This is a genomic window from Curtobacterium sp. USHLN213 (genome assembly GCF_037144815.1).
GTDB lineage: Bacteria > Actinomycetota > Actinomycetes > Actinomycetales > Microbacteriaceae > Curtobacterium.
On sequence record NZ_JBBCYQ010000005.1, the window covers coordinates 233,492 to 258,541 of the forward strand.

Below are 25,050 nucleotides of genomic sequence, written 5' to 3' on the forward strand. Positions count from 1 at the left end.
TGGCCGCCCGCCATCTTTGTCGGATGCTTCTTTGAGGATGACAGCATGCCCGACCACAAGTGGGCTCCCCCGGAGCATCCCGACGTCACCCTGCACCAGCCACTCGGCTTCAGCGTTGAGCTCGCCGGCCCGCTGGCCACGATCGATCCGCCGCAGCCGGTCTACGCGGACATCGCCTTCAAGACGCTCCCCAACTTGCTGCACCTGCCGTGCTTCGCGATCGCCCCGCCCGACGTCGCCGTGCTCGTGCAAACGTCCTGGCAGGGACGCCGGCAGGAAGTTCTTGTCGACCGAGATCACGTCTTCCACCGCACCATCCGGCCGCGGAACCATTGATGGCGAAGCGACGTCGCGACCGGTGGGCGCTTAGGCAGGACTACTCGCTCCCGGAAGCAGCACGGGGCGGACCCGATTACGACGTCTCTCCCCCGGACCCGGTCTTGTGCTGGCTGCAGTACCCGGACCGCATCCTCGAGGTGGAGGCGCGGGTGATCGCGTACACGGAGCGTGCGGTGCTGGTCGAGTGGGGCTTCGGGCAGGCGGCCGACTGTGCGTGGGTGTGGCGGGACGCGGTGGTCCCTCACTGAGGACAGGACCAGGCAGTAGCGGGCCGAGACATTCCCGGGCAGGATCGTGCCGTGAAGGAGAAGACCCATGACGCCACCCCACTCGATCTGATCGAACAGTGGGACTTCATGCAGACATCAATGGCCGCATTCGACCATGGACGTGAGCATGAGGCGAAGAGGATTGCGGTCGCCATCAGGGTCCTGCTGTACGAGCACGGCGGAACCAGCGTGCTGAAGCAAATCGGCGTGAAAGATAGCATCCAGTACCTCAGCTCGGGCAGCGTCGACCCATCTACGTTCTTCTCATCCCCGGCTTTGACTTCCTACGGCCCGAGCCCCGACCCTGCAGGCGGCCTCGCCTACTTCCCGAAGACGAGGGACGCCATTGAGAGCCGGTCGCACCGGTGGGTGACCTTTGAGACGTGGTGGAACGAGCCGGTCATCAAGGTCCAGGACGACGTCCTATTCTCGCGACAGGATCTCGTGCTGATGCTTGCGAACCGAGCGGGCGGCGCGCACGTCGGGCGACTGTCGAACGCAGAGCGAAAACTGGCCGATGGTTCGGAGTCAGGGTGGGAGGTGTTCACCGAAAACGGCTCGGTTCCCTTCGACGCGAACGTGGTGCCACCGTCGATGCGCACGATCGCGACCGAGCTGGATATCACTTTCGATAAGCAACGGGTCGCACTCAAACTTCCTTCCGTCGTCGCCTATTTCATGAAAACACCGACCAATCACCTGCCGCAAAGTGCTGGCTAACGTCCGAGCGCGGAGGCAGATGCGACCCGCCCTGGCCCTTCTAGAGGGGTCAGGACGAGGGACGGAAGTGACGTACGCTCGCGACATGGAAAGCGACGTCCTGTACAGCTTCGTGTCTCACACCTCGGGCAAGAACGCTCGGGTGAGCATCTTCCGCGATCGCATCGAGTGGGAGAGAAAGCGGGGTGTCTCTGGCGGCAAGATGACGGCCGCGGCTCTTACCGGCGGACTCAGCCTCGCGGTCACGGGGGTCCGGAACGGCAAGGCGGGCTCGGAGATGATTCCAGTGAAGAACATCACGTCGGTGCTTACGAAGCGCGACGGGATGCTCAACACGATCGTCTCCGTCGTGACTTCGGGCAGCTCGATTGACTTCCGGGTCTCACACGCCGAGGCGAAGCAGATCCGCGAGGTCCTAAACGGGCTCATGCTCGGTGGTCCTGCCTCGACTTCTGCGGTGACGGATGCAACTGTCTCTCCGCGCGAGGACATTGCTGGCGCGCTCCAACAGCTCGCCGCGCTCCACGCTGCTGGCGTACTTACTGATGAAGAGTTCGCCGCCAAGAAGGCCGCACTCCTGGCCCGCCTGTGACAGACTTCTGGTCGTGGCCGGGCTGGGCCGGCGTTCAGGGAATTGCATCGCTGATCGGGGTAGCAGCGGTAGGCACCGCCGTGGTCGACTTTCTCGCTTCCCAGCAGGCCCGACTCCCTGAGGTCGCTCGGCTGCGAATCGACCAGTCAAGGGCCCTTGAGGACCACAGCCAGCAGAAGGTTCGAGTCACCGTCCGCGTCACAGGCCCCCAGCCCCTCTACGAAGCTCGTTGGCAAGTCTGGGGCCGTGATTGGACCTTCCCTGACCTGCCGCCCGTCATAACACCGGGGCAGTCCGTCGAGCCGATTGAGTTCCTTGTCAGCAGGAAGGACCGCTCGCGAGTGAAGATCGGAGTCGTGTACCTGGTACCTCGGCGGTGGAGCCCTCACGTAAGGGGGCTCCGTCAAGCGATCAATTCGGATATCACTCCAGAGGTCTACCGCAACCGGTGGTGGCCGTGGTGGCCGCACGAGCGTGCCGGACGATGGATCACACCTCGCGACAGGACGCGATACCAGCGGCGCTTCCTATGGGTGCCATCCGACGAATGAGGCGTGGGCAACGGCGCGGATTCCGGCGCGGGGAGATCGAGAGCGGCGCGGACTAGGCAAGTGCGCTCAGTCGGGCTCGATTACTCGCACTAGCGTGGCTGCATGGACTGGTGGGGCTACCTGACGAGCAGTGTCGGCGTTGTCGGCGGCGCGTACGGCGCGTGGACGTCCTGGAAGACGGAACGCCGACTGAAGCCCTCGCTGGTTCCCTGGACGGTACGGCACCATCAAGGCGCCGCGTTCGAGATCCGGTCGAACCTTCCAACTACTGTGTACGACGAGCAGACGTTCTGGGCCATGCTGTCCTCAAGTCGATGGAGGGCGACAGCACCCGAGTGCCACCCGGCTCCTTCGTGATCGCGCGCATCACTGCCCGGCTCACCGCACCGGCGAACATCTTGCTCCTGGAATGGAGACAAGGCGCTCTTCGCCGGCGGCGGACTGCACAGCTCCTGATACCGCCAATCGGTTAGGACTCCTTGGCCCCACTCAGTCGCGCAGCTGCCGATAGTAATCGCAGTACGCAACTGACAGAAGGAGATGCGTCATGGTCGAAGAACGCGGGCACGAACTCGAGCGGGAGTACCTGTTCGGGATGCACACCGGAGACAGGCGGTGCCGCCGCTGCGGCGATTCATGGGCACCGGACGATCCGGACCGCCGCGGGACCTGCCCTGGCTGGTGATTGGAGAGCTCGGCGGAGTCATCGGGACGTCGAGCCGTGCACCCCCGAGCGAGAGCTGTCGCGCACGGTGAATGTGTAGGAGAAGAGCCCGGGGCAGGAGAAACCCCGGGCTCTTCGCTTGCCAGGGAGTCAGGCAGGAGGGACCTGTCTCGACCTGGGGTCTGGGCTACGCGTATTGGGCTCGTTCGCGGCGTTCGACAGCCATCGCTGTCGCCTCCGCGGACGTTGCCTCGTAGATGTTGTAGGTACGGTCGCCTGCAGCGGCACTTTGCGGCTGGCCGAGCAGGTCGAGCCCCGCGAACTGCCGTGGCATGCGTGCGGTCGGGACGGACATGTCCAACGTCAGGGATCTCGCCGTGGGGACTGCTACCAGCGCCGCGGTCGCGTCCGCGAGGTCATTGACCTTGCTGTAAATGCCACGCTCGAGACCGGCACCGACCATCTGCCCGACCTCACGGTCGAACACACGTGACGGTGAGTGGATACCAAGGTGCCCCTTGATGGACTTCACCATGGACGCTGCGATCTTCGACATCTGCAGGTCGATTTGAGCCTGCTGCGACTGCAGGCCCTTCACGAGCCCCTTCGCCGCGTTGACACCCGCGCCGTACAGGTCGTTCGCCGCGGTTGACGCGAACGAGTTCGACGCCTTCGACAACTGCCCCTGCAACGACGCGACCTGCTTCACCTTCGACGCGCCACCCGCGAGCAGGTTCTTCGCTTGCGGCAACGCGTCGACACCGGCAGCAATGAACTGCTGATAGGTGGTCGAGTCGAGCCCCATCTTCCGAAGCTGAGACATGACCGACGTGAACTGCTTCGTGCTCGCAACACGCTTCGTCAGCGCGCTGATGAGTGACGTGGGCGTCCGGTACGCGGTGGTGTCGAACTTCGCGAGGTTCGACACAACGCTGGACTTGTAGTCATCTCGCGTTTTCGTCGCAGGGCGCTCGGACACCGTTCCGCGTCCGTCACGCTGAACACGTACAGCCATCTGTGGCCGAACGCCGACGACCGTACGCGGACAGCGACTGCGGGCCTCATGCGGCAGGTATCCGGAGATTCTCATGCGGCAGGTATCCGGAGATTCTGCGGACTCCTCGCGGACTGAAACCGCCGAAACCCGCTAGATCCCCGCCGTTCCGGGCCTGCTAGGGCGTGTTGCTAAATGTCCTGCTCGACCAGTCGCGGGCCAGTGCCGACATGATGACCTCGTCATGGAAGCGGCCGTCGTGGAAGGTTGCCTCGCGGCGCACGCCTTCGACTTGATATCCGGTCTTGGCGTAAACGGCGCGTGCTCGGTCGTTGAATGCGTGTACCTGAATTTCGATGCGGTTCAGTCCCATCTCGCGGAAGCCGTAGTCCGTGAGGAGGCGGACAGCGTCTGTGCCGTATCCGTGTCCGACGTGCTCGCTGCCGATCATGACTGCCAGGGTCGCGGCACGAACCGGTAGCTTCGCGCCGAACAGCGTCATATGGCCCACAAGCGTGTCCGAAGTGCGGTCGACAACGCTGAAGCCCACATCACCGCTTCGTTCGCTCTTGCTCCAGTTACGGAACATCTCGATGACCGAATCCGCTGGGCGTGGACGGACGATGATCTGCTGCAGCACGGCCCACTCAGGATCGCGCCACCAGCGCACCAAGTCGGGGAGGTCGGCATCGTCCAAAGCACGGAGCCGCACGAGGTCCCCTTCGAGCAGTGTTGCCCCATACCCCTGAGCAGCGTCTGCTCCGTCCCACTCCATCGTCATGAGGCGACTCTCTCATGGAGTCTGTCTCAGTGATCTTTCGCCCAGAGCAGTGTTGCCGCGAGGCAGAGCGCTGCGTGGTAGTTCCGTGCCGTTTTGTCGGAGCGCATCGCGATGCCGCGCCACTGCTTGAGCCGGTTGAAGCACCGCTCGACGACGTTGCGGCCCTTGTAGTCGTCCGGATCGAACACGATGGGCCGACCAGGACGTTTCCGACGGTGGGCAATCTGGTCGTCACGTTCTGGGATCGTCGTCTTCACGTCCCGTTCCCGCAGCCAAGCCCTGTTCGCTCTCGACGGGTATCCCTTGTCCGCGCGCAGCCTGTCCGGCCGACGGCGCGGGCGTCCCGCAGTGGGAACGCGGATCTGCTCCATTGTCGCCGGCAGCATGATCGTGTCCGCCACCTGTCCGCCTGTGAGGGCAAACCCGAGCGGCCGCCCCTTGCCGTCGCAGACGAGAGGCGTCTTCGTCGTCAACCCACCACGCGACCGGCCGATCGCATGATCCGACGGTTCAGGGCTGGTCTTGTTGTAGTTCGACGTGCCCCTTTTTGACTCGGGGCAGGATCGCGCCGTGCTGGTGCACCCGGGAGATCGTGGAATCGATCGACGCCGCCCAGTCGATGTCGCCACGGCGTTCCGCTGCGCCTTGAACGTGTTCGAGCAGGCGCGACCAGACACCGTCTTCCGCCCACCGGTCAAAGTTGCGGTAGATCGTGTTCCAGTTCCCAAAACGCTCCGGCAGGTCCCTCCACGGAGCCCCTGTTCGGAACCGCCACGCCACCGCTTCAACCACAACTCGACGATCTACCGGTGGGCGCCCTCTCGGCTTCGCCCGCGGGAAGAGCGGACCGATCACCGCCCACGTCTCATCGGAGATCACGTCACGCGACACACCTCAAGCGACACACCTCAAGGGTGACGACTACTGCCGCCCAAGCGTTTAGCAACACGCCCTAGTTGTTGAAGCGGAACTCCACCACGTCGCCGTCCTGCATGACGTAGTCCTTGCCCTCGATCCGGGCCTTGCCGTGCGCACGGGCCTCGGCGATGGAGCCGGCAGCCATGAGGTCCTCGAACGAGATGACCTCGGCCTTGATGAAGCCCTTCTCGAAGTCGGTGTGGATCACGCCGGCAGCCTGGGGTGCCTTCCACCCCTTGCCGATCGTCCACGCGCGGGCTTCCTTCGGACCGGCCGTCAGGTAGGTCTGCAGCCCGAGGGTGTCGAAGCCGATGCGGGCCAGCTGGTCGAGGCCGGACTCGGTCTGCCCGGTCGATTCGAGGAGCTCGGCGGCGTCGGCCGGGTCGAGCTCGATCAGCTCGGACTCGACCTGCGCGTCGAGGAACACGGCCTGGGCGGGCGCGACGAGCGCGGCCAGTTCGGCCTTGCGGGACTCGTCGGTGAGGATCGCCTCGTCGACGTTGAAGACGAAGATGAACGGCTTGGCCGACAGGAGCCCGAGCTCGGCGATCGGAGCGAGGTCGATCGAGGTGGCGGACAGGAGCGTGCCCTGCTCGAGCGCTGCCTTGGCCTCACGAGCGGTCTCGAGCACGATCGGCTCGGCCTGCTTCAGCTTCACGGTCTTCTCGTACCGCGGCAGCGCCTTCTCGATGGTCTCGAGGTCGGCGAGGATCAGCTCGGTGTTGATGACCTCGAGGTCGTCCTTCGGCGACACCTTGTTCGCGACGTGCACGACGTCGTCGTCGGTGAAGCCGCGGACGACCTGCGCGATGGCGTCGGCCTCGCGGATGTTGGCGAGGAACTTGTTGCCGAGCCCCTCGCCCTCGCTCGCACCCTTGACGATGCCGGCGATGTCGACGAACGACACGGGGGCCGGCACGGTCTTCTCGGAGTTGAAGAGCGTCGCGAGCTGGTCCAGCCGCGGGTCAGGGAGGTTCACCACGCCGACGTTCGGCTCGATCGTCGCGAACGGGTAGTTCGCGGCGAGGACCTGGTTCTTGGTCAGGGCGTTGAACAGGGTCGACTTGCCGACGTTCGGGAGACCGACGATTCCGATGGTGAGTGCCACGGGAGGACAGCCTACCGGCGGCCGCCCGCCGGGGCCGACCCGCGCCTCCAGTCCGACGCCTCGATCAGACGCGCGATCGCGCGCTCGACGACGTCGAGGACGTCGGCCTGCAGCCGCTGCGAGTGCCGCCAGCCGCTCACCTGGAGCGCGTGGTCGGCGCCGTCGACGGTCTGGAGGCGCGCAGCCGTCCCCCGCGCCCGCTCGGGCCGCCACATGGCGTCGGCTCCACCCCCGATCGCGACGTGCGCGTCGCTCGCGTCCGCGAGCCCCCGGGCGACGGCGTCGTGCGTGAGCACGGGCGTGAGCCAGATGCCGGCGACCTCGTTCCGGACCGCCCACGGCAGGGCGAAGCACCCGAAGGACTTCGCGACGACGAGGTCGGGCGACCGGTCGCCGAGCGCGTCGGCGACGGCGGCCTCGACGAACCCGACGGGATCGGCCGCAGCACGCTCGTCGACGTCCCAGCCGGGGGCGACGACCTCGCACCCGGCCGCGGTGGCGATCTCGCGGGACCACCACAGCAGCGGCGCCTGCTGCCCGTAGCCGGACCCGGCGAGCACGAGGACGAGCGGCGGTCGGTCAGTGCGGTTTCCCATCCGCACACCGTACGGCCGCGACGGCCGGCCCGGCCGCAACGCCGAGGGGCTCTGCGGCGATGTCGGCGCCGCGTGCGACGATCGGGACCGTGCCGTTGAACTTCACCGCGATCGACTTCGAGACCGCGAACAGCTCGCCCGCCAGCGCCTGCTCGGTCGGACTCGTCAAGGTCCGCGCGGGCAGGGTCGTCGAGCGGGCGTCGTGGTTCATCCGGCCGCCGCTCGGGCACGACGCCTTCCTCGAGTGGAACACCCGCATCCACGGCATCGTCGCGTCGGACGTCGTCGGGGCGAAGTCGTGGGAGCAGCAGTACCCGGACATCGTGGCGTTCGCCGACGGGGACGTGCTCGTCGCGCACAACGCCCGCTTCGACATGGGCGTGATCGCCGGCGGGTGCTCGGCGACGGGGATCGACCTCGCGGAACACCACTCGCTGTGCTCGCTGCAGGTCGCCCGCAAGACCTACACGCTCGACTCCTACCGCCTGCCGATGGCGGCGCGGGCCGCCGGGTACGAGGGCTTCCAGCACCACGACGCGGCCGCCGATGCCGAGGCGTGTGCGGCGATCGTGGTGCACGCGGCCGGGCACCACGGGACGGACACGGTCGAGGCGCTCGGCGCGGCCGTCCGGGTCGCCATCGCTCCGGTGCGGGCCCGCGCAGAGAAGCCGCGGACGGCTGCGCAGCCCCGGCTGTCGAACCGCCCGATGATCTTCGCCGACTGACAGCGGCCGCGCTTGCCGGTCCGCCGCGGGCCCGGTGGTATTGTCACGACAATCCCTACTGCTGAAGGACCGCGATGACCAACGAAGGCCAGCTGCCGTCCGACCTGTTCATGGACCTGGACCGGTCGGGTCCGATGCCCCTGTACTTCCAGGTCGCCTCGCGCATCGAGGAGTCGATCCGCTCCGGCGCGATGCCCCCGGGTGCCCGCCTCGAGAACGAGATCGCCCTCGGCGAGCGGCTCGGGCTGTCCCGGCCGACGATCCGCCGGGCGATCCAGGACCTCGTCGACAAGGGCCTGCTCGTGCGCCGGCGCGGGATCGGCACCCAGGTCGTGCACGGCCCGGTGACCCGCAAGGTCGAGCTGACCAGCCTCTACGACGACCTCGCACAGGGGTCTCAGGTGCCGGCGACGAAGCTCCTCGAACGCAACGACGTACCCGCCCCGGACGCCGTCGCCGAGGCGCTCGGCATCGCACCGGGCACCACGGTCGCCCACATCCGTCGCGTGCGCTTCGCCGAGGACGTCCCGATGGCGATCCTCGAGAACTACCTGCCGCCGGAGTTCCTCGAGATCACCGACGACGACCTGCAGACCCACGGCCTGTACCAGCTCCTGCGCGGCCGCGGCGTGACCATGCGGGTCGCGAAGCAGCGCATCGGCGCCCGTGCGGTCACCGACGAGGAGGCCGGTCTGCTCGAGATCGAGGACGGTGACCCGGTGCTCACGATGAGCCGCACCGCGTACGACGCCTCGGGCCGCGCGGTCGAGTACGGCGTGCACTGCTACCGCCCGGACCGCTACTCGTTCGAGGTCACGCTCGTCGACAAGTAGGCGGCCCGCTCAGGCGAACGAGGGGACCCCGAGTTCGCCGGTCACGTACTGCGCCCGGCCGAAGCCGAAGGACCAGTCCTCCGGCCCGTTCTCGACGTACCCGATGAAGACGTCCTCGGACGCGACACCGACCCCGGCAAGGCCGTCGTGGATCGCGCGGTAGAGCTCCTGCTTCGCGGCCTGGTCGCGCCCGCGCTGCGTGAAGACCTGGATCATCACGACGCCGTCGGTGCGCTCGAACCCGAGTCCGGCGTCCTCGGCGATGATCTGCTGCGCCGGGTGCTCCGTGACGATCTGGAACCGGTCGCGTGCGGGGATGCCGTACACGTCGACGATGGCGGTGTGGATCGCGTCGGCGACGGCACGCACGGCCTCGGGCGTGCGGCCGGTGGCGAGGTCGATACGGACGAGCGGCATGGTGCCTCCTGCAGGTCGATACTTTGTCCTGACAAACTAACATGGATTGCGACCGCGGGACAGAGCAGACGGGAGGCGCGGGGGCCCCAGGGCCCCCCCCGCCCCCCCCGCGGGGGGGGGGGGGGGGGGACCGGGGGGGGCCCCCCGGGGGGGGGGGGGGGGGGGGCCCCGGCCCCCCCCGCCTCCCGTCCGTCGGGTCGTGCGTCTAGAGCACGGGGGTCGCCGCCGCGTAGGTGAGCGGTCCGTCGACGCGCGCCACCTCGTGCCACGCCCAATCGGCGAGCGACGCCTCCGCCGCTTCCACGATCGACGCAGCCGCCAGGCCGTCGGCGACCGACGGCGCGAGCTGCTCCCCGCGCCGGACGCTCGCGATGAACTGCGCGGCCTCGACGGTCTTCAGGTCGTCGTACCCCATGGCGGTGCCGGCGCCCGGCTGGAAGCGGGCGAACTCGCCGTCCCCCGCGGCCACGTAGTGGGTGGCGTAGCCGTCGACCTCTTGCCCGTCGAGGTAGACCTCGAGCTCGTTGAGGCGCTGGAAGTCCCACCGCACCGAGCCCTTCGTGCCGTACACCTCGAGCGTGTACTCGGCGTGCGGCCCTCGCATGACGCGGCTGGAGTCCATCGTGCCGACGGCGCCGTCCTCGAAGCGGAAGAGCAGGGCCGCGTAGTCCTCGTTCTCGACCGGCTTCCGCTCCCCCGTCGCGGCGGCGCTGCGGTCGACGATGCCAGCGCCGGGGAGTGGGCGGTCGACGATGAAGGTCTCCGCGAGCGCCGTCACGGACGAGATCCGGCCGACGACGTACTGCGCCAGGTCGAGCCCGTGCGAGAGCAGGTCGCCGAGGACGCCCGAGCCGGCACGCTCCCGCTCGAAGCGCCAGGTCAGCGGCGCCGCGGGGTCGGACGAGTAGTCGGCGAGGAGCGACCCGCGGACGTTCGTGATCCGGCCGAGGCGCCCGCTGCGGACGAGTTCGCGCGCCCGTTCGATCGCCGGGGCGTGCCGGTAGTTGAAGCCGACGCTCGTGATGACACCGGCGCGCTGCACGGCCTCGTGGATCTGTCGGGAGTCGCTGGCGTACCGGCCCATCGGCTTCTCGATCCAGAACGGCTTGCCCGCTTCGGCAGCGGCGACCGCCATCTCGCGGTGCAGGAAGTTCGGCGAGCAGATCGAGACGACGTCGACCTCGGGATCGGCGAGGACCTCGTGGTAGTCGGCGACGGCCCGCTCGTAGCCCAGGCGGGTCACCGCTTGGTCGCGCGCGGCCTCGATCGGGTCGGCGGCGACGACGAGCCGGGGGTGCACGCCGAGCTCCGGGAAGTGGTCGGGCAGGGCGCGGTAGGCACGGGAGTGCAACCGGCCCATCCAGCCGACCGAGATGAGGCCGACACCGATGGTGGCGACGTCGGCGGACGCGGCTGCGCTCATGCTGCCGGCACGATGATGTCGCGGACCAGGGCGTCGAGCTTCGCGTCGGCGTCGAGGAACTGGCGCAGCGTGGTCACCGTGGCCCCGAAGCGGTCGAACTCCTCGATCGTCATGCCGTCGACGTCGTAGCCCCGGGCGAACTCCGGCGTGGCCGCACGCAGCGCGTCGATGACGTGCGCGGGGACCTCGTCGTGGATGGCGTCCGGACGGAACGGGAACGCGTTGTCGTTGATGTCCTTCGACCACTGGAACGGCGGGGACACGACGAGGTCACCACCCTGGAACTCCGACCACTGCATCGCGTTCCGGAAGGCGGCGACGAGTACGCGCGACCGGAAGCCGCGCTCTTGGAAGACCCGGTACGCGTGCTTCACCGCAGCGACACCGGCCCACTCGAGGATGCCGGGGTCGACCATCACGTGGTCCCGCTTGACGACGGTCTTCAGCCAGTCGTCGAAGCGGCCGGCCATCAGCGTGACGACGTGGCCGAACTCGTGCTCGGGCAGACCCTCGGCGGCACGGCGGTCGAGGGCGCGCTCGATGGCCTCGCCCACGGCGACGACCTGCGGCACGGTGAACGACACGGTCGCGTTGATCGAGACACCGCGGTACGCGGCCTCCTCGATGGCGGCGATGCCGACCTTGGTGGCGGGGATCTTCACGATGATGTTCGGCGCGAGCTGCGAGAACCGCACGGCCTGTTCGACGAGGGCGTCCCGGTCGCGGTGGAGACGCGGGTCGGTCTGCATGCTCAGCCGGCCGTTGCGGCCACCCGACGCCTCGAAGGCGGGCAACAGCTGCGCGGCCGCGGCGATCGAGAGCTCCTCGACGGCCTTCCAGCCGATCCAGGACTCCCCCGCGGTCGGGTGCTCGGCGGCGATCTCGCGGATGCGCGGGACCCAGGTGTCGGGGTCCTGCTGGATGCAGGTGTACGCGATCACCGGGTTGCAGGTCGCCCCGACCGCACCGTACTCGTGGATCGCCGTGGACAGCTCGCGCGGATCGGCGGAGTCGTTCCACAGGGCGGTCACGGTCTGCGACGCAGCCTGCAGGGTGACGGGTCGGACGTCGGTGCCGGTGGGCGTCGGGGTCTCGATGGTGGTCGTCATCGGTTCAGTCCCTTCGTGATCGTGTCGAGCTGGAAGCGGGAGACCTCGTCGGCGTTCTCGTCCTCGGCGAAGACGCTCGACACCGCGACGGTGTCCTCGCGCGCCGTGAAGCCGACTCGGTCGAGGGCGGCCCAGAAGGCGTCGAAGTCGACGTCCGCCTGCCCGACGGGGAGGTGCTGGTGCACGCGCACGGGGTTGCCCGGCGGGTTCGTGATGTAGCGGAGGCCGTGCGACCGTCGGTGGTCGTAGGCGTCGGCGACGTGGATCAGCTGCAGCGAGTCGCCCGCGGCGTCGATGATCTCGTCCATGTTGCCGCCGTAGTGGAAGGTGTGGCAGGCGACGTAGACGAACCCGACGTGCTTCGAGTTGAGGCCGCGGATGACCCGGAGGGCCTCGAGGCCGTCCTCGACGAAGTCGTCCGGGTGCGGGTCGATGAGCACGCGGAGTCCGGCGTCCTCGATGATCGGCAGGAGCTCCTCCATCGAGCGGTAGAAGGCGTCCTCGGACTCCTCGGGGAGTTCGGGGCGGCCGGAGAACTCGGTGTTGATCGTGTCGACGCCGAGGCGCTTCGTGATCTCGATGACCCGCTTCCACTTCGTCACCGCGGCCTCGCGGGCGTCACGGTCGGGCCCGGACCACCGGAGGACCGGCAGGACGGACGCGACCTCGACCCCGGCCTTCCGGCACGCGGCCGCGAACGCAACGACGAGGTCGTCGTCGGCCTTGGGGTGTCGGTAGAAGGGGATGAAGTCCTGGTGCGGGGTGAGCTGCAGGTACTCGTAGCCGAGGTCCGCGACCTTCTGCGGGAACTCCAGCAGCGACAGGTCGTGGTGGAACGGCGTCGGGTCGAGTGCGATCTTCGGCATCGATCAGGCCGTCTCGTAGAACGCCGGCTTCGCGGTGGCGTAGGCGACCTGCTCCAGCGCACCGGTCTGCTGCGCACGCACCGCCACCTCGGCGACGACGGACGCCGTGTAGCCGTCCCAGGCGCTCGGCCCGTCGATGCCGCCGGTCTTGGCGGCGTCGACCCAGCGCTGGACCTCTTCGTCGTAGGCGGCGCCGAAGCGCTCCACGAACGACGGGGTCACGCCCTGGCCGGACACGCCCTGCGACACGAGGTTCAGCGAGGTCTCGCGGCCGATGTAGGCGACACCCGACTCGAACACCGCGTCGGTCGTGACCTGGTAGCCGAACTGGGCGTTGACGTTGATCTCGACGATCGCCATCGTGCCCGACTCGGTGGTGAACAGGACGAACTGCGGCTCGGGCAGGTCGGCCGGTGCGAGGGAGTTCTTGCGCGGCTTCTTCACCTCGACGGCGACGATCGGCTCCCCCGTGATGAACGGGATGATGTCGATCTCGTGGATCACCGAGTCGTGGATCAGCATCGACTCGCTGAAGTTCGGCGGGGTCGTCGGGTTGCGGTGCGCGTGGTGCAGCGCGAGCAGGGCACCGTTCGAGCCGGACTCCCGCAGCGCACGGAGCTCCTGGTAGCCCTTGTCGAACCGGCGCATGAAGCCGACCTGGATCTTCGGGCGCTCGGACGTCGCCTGCTCGAGCTCGACGATCCGCAGGGAGTCCGCGGCCGACGTCGTGAGCGGCTTCTCGCAGAGGACGGCGAGGCCACGCTCGATCGCGGGCACGAGGACGGGCTCGTGCAGGAAGCCCGGGGTCGCGACGATGACGGCGTCGATCGGGGTGGCGTCGAGTGCGTCCTCGAACGACGACGCGGTGATCGCACCCGGGGCCTTCGCCGCGGCCGCGGTGGCCCGGGCGGTGTCGGGGTCGACGATCGCGACGACGTCGGCGCCGGCGATGGTCGACGTGATGCGACGCACGTGGTCGCTGCCCATCGCGCCCGCTCCGACGACGGCGACGCGGAGGTTCTCGGTGGTGCTCATGCTGGGTTCTCCTGGGGGTGTCAGAGGGCGCGGGCGGCGGCGGTCGAGCCGAAGATGTGCTGGAACGTGCGCTCGGCGATCGGGCCGGGAGCGTCGACGGAGCAGCCGTACATGTCCTGCTCGACGATGCCGAAGATGTCCGGGTTGATCTTCGCGACGGCCTCGATGATGGGCGCGAGCTCCGGCGTGCCGTGCGGCGGCTCGGCCATGATCCCCTGCGCCACCGCGGTGGCGAACGGGACGTCGTTCTTCAGGACGTCGGGGAGCAGGTCGGTGTCGACCTGCTTGAGGTGCAGGTAGCCGACGCGCTCGGGGTGCTCGGCGATGAGCTTCAGGTTGTCGCCGCCGTAGTACGCGAAGTGACCGGTGTCGAGGCAGAGGTTCGTGTACGCCGGGTCCGTCTCGGACAGGAAGCGCACGGTCTCCGTGTAGGTGCCGACGTGGCTGTCCGCGTGCGTGTGGAACTGCTGGTGCACGCCGAACTCCTCGAACAGCGCCTTGCCGAGCTGGTCGTGGCCCTTGCCGAGGCGCTCCCACTGCTCGTCCGTCAGCGTGCGCGACTCGAGCACCTCTTCCGTGGCGTCCGAGCGCCAGAGGTCCGGGATGGTCACGAGGTGCTCGGCGCCGAGCGCGGCGGCGAGACCGGCGATCTTGACGGCCTGGTCCCAGGCGCGCTGGAACTGGTCGTCGCCCTTGTGGAACCCGGTGAAGACGGTGCCGGCTGACAGCTGGAGCCCGCGGGACTCCAGTTCGTCGCGCAGCTGCGAGGGGTCGGTGGGCAGGTACCCGTACGGCCCGAGCTCGATCCACTTGTAGCCGGCCGCGGTCGCCTCGTCGAGGAAGCGCTGCCACGGGACCTGCTTCGGGTCGTCGGGGAACCAGACGCCCCACGAGTCGGGGGCGGTGCCGATCCGGATGGCGTCGGTGGCGGTGGCGGTGTCGGTCATGACGTCGTCGTCTGCTTTCTGCGTGTGGTCGGAGGTGTTCAGCCGAGCAGGGGACGCTGCGCGGCGACCTGCTGCTCGTACGCGGCGCGGGCCTGCTGGGTGCTCGGCAGCGTGGAGGTCTGGGCGACCGGGACGTCCCACCAGCCGTCACCATCGGGGGCGTAGACGAGCGGGTCCGAGTGGACGTGCACGAGCGTGGTGTGGTCGTTCGCCTTCGCCTGACGCACCGCGGACGTGAGGTCCTCGATCGCGTTCGGCCCGGGCTGCACCTCGATGACGTCGACGCCGTACGAGCGTGCGTTGGCGGCGAGGTCGACGGGCAGCACGTCGTCGCCCTCGAACGAGCCGGTCTCGTCGAGGTAGCGGTACTTCGTGCCGTACCGCTCGGACCCGACCGTCTCGGACAGGTGCCCGATGGACGCGTACCCGTTGTTCTGGATGAGGACCACCACGATCTTGATGCCCTCGGCCACGGCCGTGACGAGCTCGGTGTGCAGCATGAGGTAGCTGCCGTCGCCGACCATGACGATCGCGTCGCGGTCCGGCGCGGCACGACGGACGCCGATGCCCCCGGCGATCTCGTAGCCCATGCACGAGAACGCGTACTCGACGTGGTACCCGAGCGCGTCCCGCACCCGCCAGAGCTTGTGCAGGTCGCCCGGCAGCGATCCGGCCGCCTGGATGACGACGTCCCGCGGATCGGTGGCGGACTGCACGGCGCCGATGATCTCGGACTGACCGGGCACGGCCAGGCCGGACGGTGCGAAGGCCTGGTCGACCACGGCGTCCCACTCGTGCTTCCGCTGCGCGATCTCGGCCGCGTACCCGGCGTCCACCGAGAACGCGGCGAGGTGCTCGGCGAGCGCGACGAGTGTCTCGCGCGCATCCGCGACGATCGGCAACTGCGACCCGTGCTTGTAGGCGTCGAACGCGGCGACGTTGACGTTGACGAACGTGACGTCCGGGTCCTGGAAGGCGGTGCGCGACGCCGTCGTGAAGTCGCTGTACCGCGTGCCGATCCCGATGACGACGTCGGCCTGCGCGGCGATCGCGTTCGCCGCGGCGGTACCGGTCGCGCCGATGCCACCGAGGTACTGCGGGTGGTCCCAGACGAGCGACCCGCCGCCGGCCTGCGACGTGCCGACCGGGATGCCGGTGGCCTCGACGAACGCCGCGAGTTCCTGCTCCGCACCGGAGTACAGCACGCCACCGCCGGCGACGATGACGGGACGCTTCGCCGCCCGGATCGCCGCGACCGCACGCGCCAGCGGCCCGTGCTCGGGCAGCGGCCGGCGGATGTGCCACTCACGCGGCTGCAGGAAGGCGACGGGGACGTCGAGCTGCTCGGCCTGGACGTCCTCGGGCAGGGCGATGGTGACGGCGCCAGTCTCGGCCGGGTCGGTGAGCACCCGCATCGCCGCGAGCGCGATCGAGAACAGCTGCTCCGGACGCTCGACGCGGTCGAAGTACCGGGACAGCGGACGGAACGCGTCGGTCACCTGCAGCGAGGTGTCGTGAGGCAGCTCGATCTGCTGGAGCACCGGGTCGGTGGTGCGCGTGGCGAAGGTGTCCGACGGCAGCAGGAGTGCGGGCAACCGGTTGGTCGTCGCGAGCGCCGCGGCGGTGAGCATGTTCGCGGCACCCGGGCCGACCGACGCCGTCGCGGCGAAGGTGGCACGGCGGCGGTGCATGCGGGCGAAGCCGACGGCCTCGTGCACCATCGCCTGCTCGTTGCGGGCCTGGTGGTACGGCAGCAGGCCGGGCTGCTCGACGTGGAGCTGCTTGATGGCCTGGCCGACGCCGGCGACGTTGCCGTGCCCGAAGATGCCGAAGATCCCCGGGATGGTGCGTTCGCGGACGTCACCGTCGACGGTCCACTGGTTGGCCAGGAACTCGACGAGTGCCTGGCCGACGGTCATCCTCCGCGTGTTGGTGGTCACGCGAGCTTCCTTTCGTAGGGCAGGCGCGGGTCGATCGACTCGGATTCCCACACCTGGCGGACCCAGCCGTGCGCCGGGTCGTCGGTGATGTTCCAGACGCGTTCCGGGTCGGGCCCGGCCATCACGTTGAGGTAGTACATGTCGTAGCCCGGCGCCGCGACGGCGGGACCGTGCCAGCCGTACGGCACGAGGGCGATGTCGCCGGTCCGCACCTGCCGGAACTCGTCGATCGCGCGGTCGTCGGACGCGTAGGTCCGGTGCAGTGCGAACGGGTCGGCGGTGCTTGGTGCGGAGACCCCGCGCGCGACGGCGGACTCGTAGTAGTAGATCTCCTCGAGGTTCGACTCCTCGCCGGGCACGGACGTGTCGTGCTTGTGCGGCGGGTACGACGACCAGTTGCCGGCCGGCGTGATCACCTCGCACACGATGAACTTGTCCGCGTCGAGCGCCGCCGGGGTGCCGAAGTTGTGCACCTGCCGGCTGGACTGCCCGGCACCGCGGAGCTCGACCGGCACGTCCTGCCGGGCCACGTAGGTCGTCGGCTTGACGGTGTCGGTGGGTGCCTCGGCGACCGCGAGCCGACCGGTGCCGGTGATCCGCGCCTCCGTTCCCGAACCGAGGTACAGGACGTCGGTCGGTCCGTCGAACACGCTCGAACGCCCGTCGAGGGCCTGGTCGCCGTTCCCGGCGGCGCCCGCGTACGTGACGTGGAACGATCCGGCGAGCGGCACGACGATGCGCTCCACGGCGTCGGCCTGGAGGCGCAGCTCGCCCCCGTCGGTCAGCGCGCCGGTCCGCAGACCGGTGTGCGCCCACCCCGCGACACGGGCGTCGATCACGTCCGTCCAGCCCGCCTCGGGGCGGGAGCCGGCGGGGTTGAACCAGTTGTCGGTTGTCACGAGCGCTCAGCCGTTCGGCGGGAAGCCGAGGTTGATGCCGCCGTGCGACGGGTCGAGCCAGCGGCTCGTGATCGCCTTCTGGCGGGTGAAGAAGCTCACGCCGTCGGCGCCGTACGCCTTGTGGTCGCCGAACAGCGAGTTCTTCCAGCCACCGAACGAGTAGTACGCGACCGGGACGGGGATCGGCACGTTGATGCCGATCATGCCGACCTGCACGTCGCGCTGGAAGCGACGAGCAGCGCCGCCGTCGTTGGTGAAGATGGCGGTGCCGTTGCCGAACGCCCCGCTGTTGATGAGCTCGAGGCCCTCCTCGTAGGAGGCGACGCGGACGACGCTGAGCACCGGGCCGAATATCTCCTCGGTGTAGACGCGGCTCGTGGTGGGGACCCGGTCGATGAGCGTCGGGCCCAGCCAGAAGCCGTTCTCGTCGCCGTCGGGTCGGACGGTGCGGCCGTCCACCACAACCACCGCACCGTCCTGCTCTGCGACCTCGATGTACGAGGCGACCTTGTCACGGTGCTGCTTCGTGACGAGCGGGCCCATGTCGCACCCGCGACGACCGTCGCCGATGCGCAGGGTCGCCGCGCGCTCCGTGATCTTCTCGATGAGCTCGTCGGCCACCGGCTCGACGGCGACGACGACCGAGATCGCCATGCAGCGCTCACCGGCGGAGCCGAAGCCCGCGTTGATGGCGTTGTCCGCGACGAGGTCGAGGTCCGCGTCCGGCAGCACGAGCATGTGGTTCTTCGCGCCGCCGAGGGCCTGCACGCGCTTGCCGTGCTTCGTGCCGGTCTCGTAGACGTACTGCGCGATCGGGGTGGACCCGACGAAGGAGATCGACTCGACGTCGGGGCTGGTGAGGAGCCCGTCGACGCTCAGCTTGTCGCCGTTCAGGACGGTGAAGACACCGTCGGGCAGTCCGGCCTCCTTGAACTTCTCGGCGAGCCAGATCGCGGCGCTCGGGTCCTTCTCGCTCGGCTTCAGCACGACGGTGTTGCCCGCGGCGATCGCGATCGGCAGGAACCACAGCGGCACCATGGCGGGGAAGTTGAACGGGCTGATGATGCCGACCACACCGAGCGGCTGACGGATCGAGTACACGTCGATGCCGGTCGACACCTGGTCGCTGAACTCACCCTTGAGCAGGCTCGGGATGTTCGTCGCCAGCTCGACGACCTCTTGCCCGCGGGCGATCTCGCCGAGGGCGTCGTCGATGACCTTGCCGTGCTCGCTCGTGATGATCTCGGCGAGCTCCGCCTTGTCGCGGTTGAGGACCTCGCGGAAGGAGAACAGGATCTGCTGGCGCTTCGACAGCGACAGGTTGCTCCACGCCGGGAACGCCGCTTTCGCGCTCGCGATCGCCGCCTGGATCTCCTCCTCGTTCGCGAGGGCGACCTGCTTCGTCGCGACCCCGAGCGCCGGGTCGTACACCGGGGCCGTGTTGCCGGAGGTCGACGCGACGCGTGCCCCGTCGATCCAGTGCCCGATGGTCGTGGTGGCGGTCTCGGTGGTGGTCATGCGTTGCTTCCTTCCGGGATGGACGAGTCCATGGTGGTGGCGCCCGCGAGCCGAGCGGCTGGGTCGTGGGATTCTGTGGAGAACCCGGCCCGGGCCTCCTGGGTGTGGACGAGCCCGGCGGCCACGTCCACGGCTGCGGCGACGTCGCCGTCCGGCGGGTAGAGCAGCGTGCGGCCGACGACCAGGCCGCGCACCCCGGGGAGTGCCAGCGCGTCGGCCCACTTGGCGTAGGTCTCGAGCGGACGGGTCGACGGGTCCCCGCCGAGCAGCAGGGTCGGCAGCGTCGTCGCGGCCATCACCCGTTCCATGTCGTCCACGACCGGGATCTTGAGCCAGCTGTACGCGCTCGACTCCCCCAGTCCCGCGGCGATCGCCATCGAGGTGATCACGGCGTCGGCGGTCAGGTCGTTGACCACCCGGCCGTCCTGCCACGCCGACATGAACGGTTCGAGCATGATCGGCAGCCGGAGCGCCGCGGCCTCGCTGACCGCCCGGGCCGTGGCCTCGAGCGTCGGGGCCGTTCCCGAGTCCTCCAGGGCGATGCGCACCAGGAGCTTGGCGAAGTCCAGCCCGGAGTCCTTGATGGCCTGCGCCGAGTACGCCGTGTAGCGGTCGTCCATCTCGAACGTCGCGCCCCGGAGGCCACCGCGGTTCATCGAGCCGACCACGACCTTGTCGTCGAGGGCGCCCAGGAGCGCGAGGTCCTCGAGGATGTCCGGCGTGCCGAGCACCCCGTCCACCCCGGGGCGTCCGAGCGCCGTGACGAGCCGCTCGAGCAGGTCGTACCGGTCGGCCATGGCGGACTCGTCGTTCCGGACGGCCAGGGCTCCTCGCGCCGGGTGGTCCGCGGCCACGATGAAGAGCTTGCCGTCGTCGGCGAGCAGGGAGCGCTTGCGTCGGGCGTCGAGCGCGGCCCGCACGAGCTCGGGCTGCCCGGCGCGGACGTCCCGCAGCCGCGCGAAGTCGGCGGTGCTGATCTCAGGCATTGACGGCCTCCTCCGTGGGGTTGTCCTGCAGGAACTGCTCGATCTCGTCGCTCGTCGGCATCGCGGTGGAGCACTCGAACCGGGTCGCGACGATCGCGCCGGCGGCGTTGCAGAACGCGAGGGTCCGCTCGAGCCCCCAGCCCTGCAGCAGTCCGTGGGTGAGTGCCCCGCCGAAGCCGTCGCCCGACCCGAGGCCGTTGACGACGTCGATGTGGTGCGGGCGGAACTCGACGAACTCGTCGCGGGTCTTGGCGAGGACGCCCTTCGGCCCCTGCTTGACGATGGCGATCTCGACCCCGCGCTCGAGCAGGGCGTCGGCGGCGCGGACGGGGTCGGTCTCACCGACGGCGACCTCGCACTCCTCGCGGTTGCCGACGGCCACGGTCGCGTGCTCGAGGGCGACGGCGACCTCGCGCGTCGCGGCCTCGGGCGACGACCAGAACATGGACCGGTAGTCGAGGTCGAGCACGGTGTGCATCCCTCGGGCAAGCGTCGCTTCGCTCCGCGCCCTCAATGCCACGTGGTGGGCCTGGCGGCTCGGCTCCTCGCTGAGGCCGGTGACCGTCGTCCAGAAGATCTTCGCCCGCTCGATCTCGTGCAGCGGCAGGGACTTCGCCGTGATCATGAGGTCCGGGGCCTTGGGCGCCCGGTAGAAGTACAGCGGGAAGTCGTCCGGCGGGAAGATCTCGCAGAACGCGACGGGGGTGTTCAGCCCCTCGACCGTCTCGACGAAGGCGTTCGCGACACCGAACTCCGGCAGGGTCCTGGCGATGTAGCGGCCGAACGGATCGTTGCCCGTGCGGGTGATGACCGCCGCGTCGGCTCCGTGCCGGGCTGCTGCGATCGCGACGTTCGTGGCGCTGCCGCCGACGGACTTCGAGAACGTCGACACGTCTTCGAGCGGCCCCGTCTGCTGCGGGTAGATGTCGACGCTCACACGTCCCATCGTGATCACGTCGTACGCGTGGGGAGCTGGGTTCGTCATGCGACGCGGGGGACCTTCCGTGCGGCTTCATCGGCGGACGATCACGACTGTACACCTTGTTTGCCCTAATGTCATGACATGGATTCGGGCGGCCCAGGAGGCGCGGTGTCGGTGGGTCCTGCCAAGGTCGCGACATGCAGATCCTCGCCCTGGTCATCGGTCTCGTGATCGGCGTCGCCGTCGGTGCGGTCGTCGCCTGGTCGCTCGCGCGGTCCCGCGCCGGCGTGGACGCGGCCACGTCCCGCGCCAGCGCCGAGGCGCTCCGGTCGCGCCTCGACGAGGTCCGTCGCGACGCCGAGGAACGGCTCGACGCGCAGGACGCGCAGTACCGGCGGCAGGTCGACTCGCTCGAACGCCGGGCCGCCGAACTCGAACACCTCGTCCAGCGCATGCACGGCGCCGACGCCGCCCGGACCCAGGGCGAGTCGAAGGTGCTCTCCGCGCTCAGCCCGGTCGCCCAGACGCTCGACGTCATGCGCGCCAAGATCGCCGAGCTCGAACAGTCCCGCAGCGAGCAGTACGGGGCCCTCTCCGCACAGCTGCGCTCCGCTGCCGAGTCCGAGGAACGCCTGCGCGCCACCGCCGACACGCTGGCCAGCGCCCTGTCGTCGAACAGCACGCGCGGCGTCTGGGGCGAGACCCAGCTGCGCAACGTGGTCGAGGCCGCGGGGCTCCTCGAGCGCGTCGACTTCGACGTGCAGTCCTCCGTCACCACGACCGCCGGCACCGCGCGCCCCGACATGGTCGTGCACCTGCCGGGTGGCAAGACCATCGCCGTCGACGCCAAGGTCCCGTTCAGCGCCTACCTGCAGGCCGCCGAGATCCCGGCGACCGCGACCGGCGCCGAGGGAGCCCGGCGCGATGCGCTCATCGGGCAGCACGTCAAGGCACTGCGGGCCCACGTCGACGCCCTCGCCGCGCGGGAGTACTGGACCGGCTACGACGCATCGCCGGAGCTCACCGTGGCGTTCATACCGTCGGAGTCGCTCATCTCGAGCGCCCTCGCCGCCGACCCCGGGCTGCTCGACCACGCGTTCCGCAAGCGCATCGCACTCGCGTCGCCGGTGACGCTGTGGTCGGTGCTGAAGACCGTGGCGTTCTCGTGGCAGCAGGACGTCGTCTCACAAGAAGCCCACGAGCTCTTCCGCGTCTCCCGCGAGCTCTACGGCCGCCTGGCCACCATGGCCGGACACGTCGACAAGCTCGGGCGGTCGATCCGGGGCTCCGTGGTCGACTACAACCGGTTCGTGGGGTCGCTCGAACGCCAGGTCCTGCCGAGTGCCCGGCGGCTGTCACTCCTCGACGAGTCGAAGGTCATCGCGGACCCGGCGACGATCACCGACGAGCCGCGGCTGCTCACCGCGCCGGAGCTCGTCGGTGCCCTCGACGACGACTGACGCCCGCGCCGGCGCGCTGGCGCCGCCCTGGCGCCGCGCCGCCCCGCCCCGCACAACGAAAGTCCGTCCGAACCACGCGGGAACGTGGTTCGGACGGACTTCGGTTGTGCGAACGCGATGTGCGCCGCGCCGCCGCGCAGCGCCGGCCGCGCGGCCGCGCCGCGGCGTCAGCGGATCAGAACCACTTCTCGGCGCGGTGGTCCGCCTGGATGCGGCGGATCGTGTTCGAGCGGGACCGCAGCACGAGCGAGTCCGTGTGGATGACGCCGCGCGACCGGCGGACACCGTCCACGAGCACACCGTCGGTGACACCGGTGGCGACGAAGAACGTGTTGTCGCCCGTGACCAGGTCGTCCTGGTCGAGGACCTTGTCGAGGTCGTGTCCGGCGGCGATCGCCTTCTCGCGCTCCTCGTCGTCCTTCGGCTGGAGCTTGCCGAGGATCACACCACCGAGCGCCTTGATCGCGCACGCCGTGATGATGCCCTCCGGGGTGCCGCCGACACCGACGCACATGTCGATCGTCGACCCGGGCAGCGCCGCCGCGATGCCACCGGCGACGTCACCGTCGAGCAGCAGCCGGGTGCCGGCACCGGTCGCACGGATCGCACGGATGAGTTCGTCGTGGCGGGGACGGTCGAGGACGGCGATCTGCATGTCCTCGAGGTCCTTGCCCTTCGCCTTCGCGAGCGCACGGATGTTGTCACCGATGGGCTTCTCGAGGTCGAGGACGCCGCGACCCTCAGGGCCGGCGGCGATCTTGTCCATGTAGAACACGGCGGACGGGTCGTACATCGAGCCGCGGTCCGAGACGGCCATCACCGAGATCGCGTTCTGGCGGCCCGCGGCGGTCAGCGAGGTGCCGTCGATCGGGTCCACGGCGATGTCGCAGGCCGGACCGTGCCCGTTGCCGACGTGCTCGCCGTTGTAGAGCATCGGGGCGTTGTCCTTCTCGCCCTCGCCGATGACGACCACGCCGTCGAAGTTCACCGTGCCGAGGAACTTCCGCATCGCGTCGACGGCGGCACCGTCCGCGAGGTTCTTCTCACCACGCCCGACCCACGGCTGCGCACGGATCGCCGCGGCCTCCGTCGCACGCACGAGCTCGAGCGCCAGGTTGCGGTCGGGCTGGAGGAACAGGGAGCCGGTTTCCGTCGTGGGAGTCACGACCGCCAGCCTACCGACCGGCAGCCGACCGACGGTCCGGACAACGGGCCCGTGGACGCATGTGCACGCCGGGCGCGGGCCGACCGCGTAACCCGCACCGCGCCTCCAGTCCGGCTGACTACGATCGGCGAGGACACCACCGAAGTCGAAGGAGATCCACGTGCCCATCGCAACGCCGGAACAGTACGCCGAGATGATCGAACGAGCGAAGGCCGGCAAGTTCGCGTACCCCGCCGTCAACGTGTCGTCGTCACAGACGATCAACGCGGTCCTCCAGGGCCTCGCCGAGGCGGGCTCGGACGGCATCCTCCAGGTGACCACGGGTGGCGCCGACTACTTCGCCGGCCACACCGTCAAGAACCGCGCAGCCGGTGCCCTCGCGATGGCGAAGTTCGCCCACGAGGTCGCGAAGAACTACGACATCACCGTCGCGCTGCACACCGACCACTGCCCGAAGGACGCCCTCGACGGCTTCGTCCTGCCGCTCATCGCAGCGAGCGAGGAAGAGGTCCGCGCCGGCCGCAACCCGATCTTCCAGTCGCACATGTGGGACGGCTCGGCCGTGCCGCTCGACGAGAACATCGAGATCGCCAAGACGATGATCGAGAAGACGCGGAACATCAACGCGATCCTCGAGGTCGAGATCGGCGTCGTCGGCGGCGAAGAGGACGGCGTCGAGCACGAGGGCACGAACGACGCCCTGTACACGACCCCGAACGACGTCGAGAAGGTGGTCGACGCACTCGGCCTGGGCGACAAGGGCCGCTGGATCGCCGCGCTCACGTTCGGCAACGTGCACGGTGTCTACAAGCCGGGCAACGTCAAGCTCCGCCCCGAGCTCCTCGGCGAGATCCAGGCCTCGGTCGCTGCCAAGCACGGCACGGGCGAGAACCCGCTCGACCTCGTCTTCCACGGTGGCTCCGGCTCGACCGACGACGAGATCCACGAGGCCGTCCGCAACGGCGTCATCAAGATGAACATCGACACGGACACGCAGTACGCGTTCACGCGCTCGATCGCCGACTCGATGTTCCGGAACTACGAGGGCGTCCTGAAGATCGACGGCGAGGTCGGCAACAAGAAGCAGTACGACCCGCGCGCCTGGGGCAAGGTCGCCGAGACCGCCATGGCGGCTCGCGTGGGCGAGGCCGCGAAGGTGCTCGGCTCGGCCGGCCACACCAAGGGCTGACACCCCGAGCAACAGCCTGGAGGAACGGGGCGCGTCCGACGGACGCGCCCCGTTCCGCGTCCGGTCACCTCCACCGCCGTGCCA

The 25,050-nt window shown here is 69.2% G+C and carries 24 protein-coding genes and 1 pseudogene; 8 read left to right on the forward strand and 17 right to left on the reverse strand.

The features are described 5' to 3' along the window. Nucleotides 1–45: 45 nt before the first annotated feature. From WFH25_RS09295 to WFH25_RS09310, 4 genes are all read left to right on the forward strand, one after another. The gene (locus tag WFH25_RS09295) at nt 46–336 is read left to right on the forward strand and encodes a hypothetical protein (RefSeq protein ID WP_336697484.1); all 291 of its coding nucleotides are present in this window, start codon (nt 46–48) and stop codon (nt 334–336) included. After that, nucleotides 336–587 carry a hypothetical protein gene (locus WFH25_RS09300; protein WP_336697485.1) on the forward strand — a complete coding sequence of 84 codons (252 nt, stop codon included), beginning with the start codon at nt 336–338 and terminating at the stop codon, nt 585–587. Before WFH25_RS09295 ends, WFH25_RS09300 begins: the two co-directional genes overlap by 1 nt. Before the next feature lie 51 nt (nt 588–638). After that, nucleotides 639–1,328, forward strand: coding sequence for a hypothetical protein (locus WFH25_RS09305; protein ID WP_336697486.1), 690 nt, complete (start codon nt 639–641; stop codon nt 1,326–1,328). An 85-nt stretch (nt 1,329–1,413) separates the two neighbouring features. Then, the gene (locus tag WFH25_RS09310; RefSeq protein WP_336697487.1) at nt 1,414–1,920 is read left to right on the forward strand and encodes an SHOCT domain-containing protein; all 507 of its coding nucleotides are present in this window, start codon (nt 1,414–1,416) and stop codon (nt 1,918–1,920) included. A 1,402-nt stretch (nt 1,921–3,322) separates the two neighbouring features. Here WFH25_RS09310 and WFH25_RS09315 read toward each other — a convergent pair. The 5 genes and pseudogenes from WFH25_RS09315 to WFH25_RS09335 all read right to left on the reverse strand — a co-directional run bounded on the left by WFH25_RS09315 (nt 3,323) and on the right by WFH25_RS09335 (nt 7,532). Continuing rightward, nucleotides 3,323–4,063, reverse strand: coding sequence for a hypothetical protein (locus WFH25_RS09315; RefSeq protein ID WP_336697488.1), 741 nt, complete (start codon nt 4,061–4,063; stop codon nt 3,323–3,325). Between the two features lie 244 nt (nt 4,064–4,307). Beyond that, nucleotides 4,308–4,910, reverse strand: coding sequence for a GNAT family N-acetyltransferase (locus tag WFH25_RS09320; RefSeq protein ID WP_083403110.1), 603 nt, complete (start codon nt 4,908–4,910; stop codon nt 4,308–4,310). A gap of 26 nt (nt 4,911–4,936) precedes the next feature. Next, nucleotides 4,937–5,801, reverse strand: a pseudogene (locus WFH25_RS09325) (IS5 family transposase). Between the two features lie 61 nt (nt 5,802–5,862). Then, nucleotides 5,863–6,936: a redox-regulated ATPase YchF gene (ychF, locus tag WFH25_RS09330; protein ID WP_070416738.1), complete on the reverse strand. Its 1,074-nt coding sequence runs from the start codon at nt 6,934–6,936 to the stop codon at nt 5,863–5,865. An 11-nt stretch (nt 6,937–6,947) separates the two neighbouring features. After that, entirely contained in the window at nt 6,948–7,532 is a 585-nt protein-coding gene (locus WFH25_RS09335) for a hypothetical protein (protein ID WP_336697489.1), read from the reverse strand. A gap of 89 nt (nt 7,533–7,621) precedes the next feature. On the opposite strand from WFH25_RS09335, the gene WFH25_RS09340 reads away from it, so the two are divergent. Next, a complete protein-coding gene (locus WFH25_RS09340) occupies nt 7,622–8,257 on the forward strand; it encodes an exonuclease domain-containing protein (protein ID WP_083295392.1) in 636 nt (211 codons plus the stop codon). 74 nt (nt 8,258–8,331) lie between these two features. After that, nucleotides 8,332–9,090: a GntR family transcriptional regulator gene (locus tag WFH25_RS09345; protein WP_336697490.1), complete on the forward strand. Its 759-nt coding sequence runs from the start codon at nt 8,332–8,334 to the stop codon at nt 9,088–9,090. Nucleotides 9,091–9,099: 9 nt separating this feature from the next. On the opposite strand, the gene WFH25_RS09350 is transcribed toward WFH25_RS09345, so the two are convergent. The 11 genes from WFH25_RS09350 to iolC form a co-directional block, all read right to left on the reverse strand. Beyond that, a complete protein-coding gene (locus WFH25_RS09350; RefSeq protein WP_070416741.1) occupies nt 9,100–9,507 on the reverse strand; it encodes a tautomerase family protein in 408 nt (135 codons plus the stop codon). 205 nt (nt 9,508–9,712) lie between these two features. Then, a complete protein-coding gene (locus WFH25_RS09355; RefSeq protein WP_336697491.1) occupies nt 9,713–10,930 on the reverse strand; it encodes a Gfo/Idh/MocA family protein in 1,218 nt (405 codons plus the stop codon). Next, the gene (locus WFH25_RS09360; RefSeq protein WP_336697492.1) at nt 10,927–12,039 is read right to left on the reverse strand and encodes a transaldolase family protein; all 1,113 of its coding nucleotides are present in this window, start codon (nt 12,037–12,039) and stop codon (nt 10,927–10,929) included. Before WFH25_RS09360 ends, WFH25_RS09355 begins: the two co-directional genes overlap by 4 nt. After that, complete coding sequence (locus WFH25_RS09365) at nt 12,036–12,905, reverse strand: sugar phosphate isomerase/epimerase family protein (protein ID WP_336697493.1); 870 nt, start codon at nt 12,903–12,905, stop codon at nt 12,036–12,038. The genes WFH25_RS09360 and WFH25_RS09365 overlap by 4 nt, the downstream gene beginning before the upstream one ends. 3 nt (nt 12,906–12,908) lie before the next feature. Continuing rightward, on the reverse strand, nt 12,909–13,940 hold the full coding sequence (locus WFH25_RS09370; RefSeq protein ID WP_336697494.1) for a Gfo/Idh/MocA family protein: 1,032 nt from the start codon (nt 13,938–13,940) through the stop codon (nt 12,909–12,911). 20 nt (nt 13,941–13,960) lie between these two features. Continuing rightward, on the reverse strand, nt 13,961–14,887 hold the full coding sequence (locus tag WFH25_RS09375; RefSeq protein WP_336697495.1) for a sugar phosphate isomerase/epimerase family protein: 927 nt from the start codon (nt 14,885–14,887) through the stop codon (nt 13,961–13,963). Nucleotides 14,888–14,925: 38 nt separating this feature from the next. Further along, nucleotides 14,926–16,806 (reverse strand): 3D-(3,5/4)-trihydroxycyclohexane-1,2-dione acylhydrolase (decyclizing), encoded by a 1,881-nt coding sequence (gene iolD / locus WFH25_RS09380; protein WP_336697503.1) that lies wholly within the window; start codon nt 16,804–16,806, stop codon nt 14,926–14,928. 17 nt (nt 16,807–16,823) lie between these two features. Beyond that, a complete protein-coding gene (gene iolB / locus WFH25_RS09385; RefSeq protein WP_336697496.1) occupies nt 16,824–17,726 on the reverse strand; it encodes a 5-deoxy-glucuronate isomerase in 903 nt (300 codons plus the stop codon). Between the two features lie 6 nt (nt 17,727–17,732). Continuing rightward, nucleotides 17,733–19,244: a CoA-acylating methylmalonate-semialdehyde dehydrogenase gene (locus WFH25_RS09390; protein ID WP_336697497.1), complete on the reverse strand. Its 1,512-nt coding sequence runs from the start codon at nt 19,242–19,244 to the stop codon at nt 17,733–17,735. Then, nucleotides 19,241–20,230: a class I fructose-bisphosphate aldolase gene (locus WFH25_RS09395; protein WP_070416749.1), complete on the reverse strand. Its 990-nt coding sequence runs from the start codon at nt 20,228–20,230 to the stop codon at nt 19,241–19,243. Before WFH25_RS09395 ends, WFH25_RS09390 begins: the two co-directional genes overlap by 4 nt. Continuing rightward, entirely contained in the window at nt 20,223–21,215 is a 993-nt protein-coding gene (iolC, locus tag WFH25_RS09400; protein ID WP_071294514.1) for a 5-dehydro-2-deoxygluconokinase, read from the reverse strand. The genes WFH25_RS09395 and iolC overlap by 8 nt, the downstream gene beginning before the upstream one ends. A 134-nt stretch (nt 21,216–21,349) precedes the next feature. Here iolC and rmuC point away from each other — a divergent pair, with 134 nt between their 5' ends. Then, nucleotides 21,350–22,612, forward strand: a complete 1,263-nt coding sequence (gene rmuC / locus WFH25_RS09405; RefSeq protein ID WP_070416751.1) for a DNA recombination protein RmuC — start codon at nt 21,350–21,352, stop codon at nt 22,610–22,612. 175 nt (nt 22,613–22,787) lie between these two features. Here rmuC and glpX read toward each other — a convergent pair whose 3' ends face one another. Further along, a complete protein-coding gene (gene glpX / locus WFH25_RS09410; protein ID WP_079238384.1) occupies nt 22,788–23,777 on the reverse strand; it encodes a class II fructose-bisphosphatase in 990 nt (329 codons plus the stop codon). Nucleotides 23,778–23,937: 160 nt separating this feature from the next. Here glpX and fbaA point away from each other — a divergent pair, with 160 nt between their 5' ends. Continuing rightward, nucleotides 23,938–24,966: a class II fructose-bisphosphate aldolase gene (fbaA, locus tag WFH25_RS09415; RefSeq protein ID WP_070416752.1), complete on the forward strand. Its 1,029-nt coding sequence runs from the start codon at nt 23,938–23,940 to the stop codon at nt 24,964–24,966. Nucleotides 24,967–25,050: the final 84 nt, after the last annotated feature.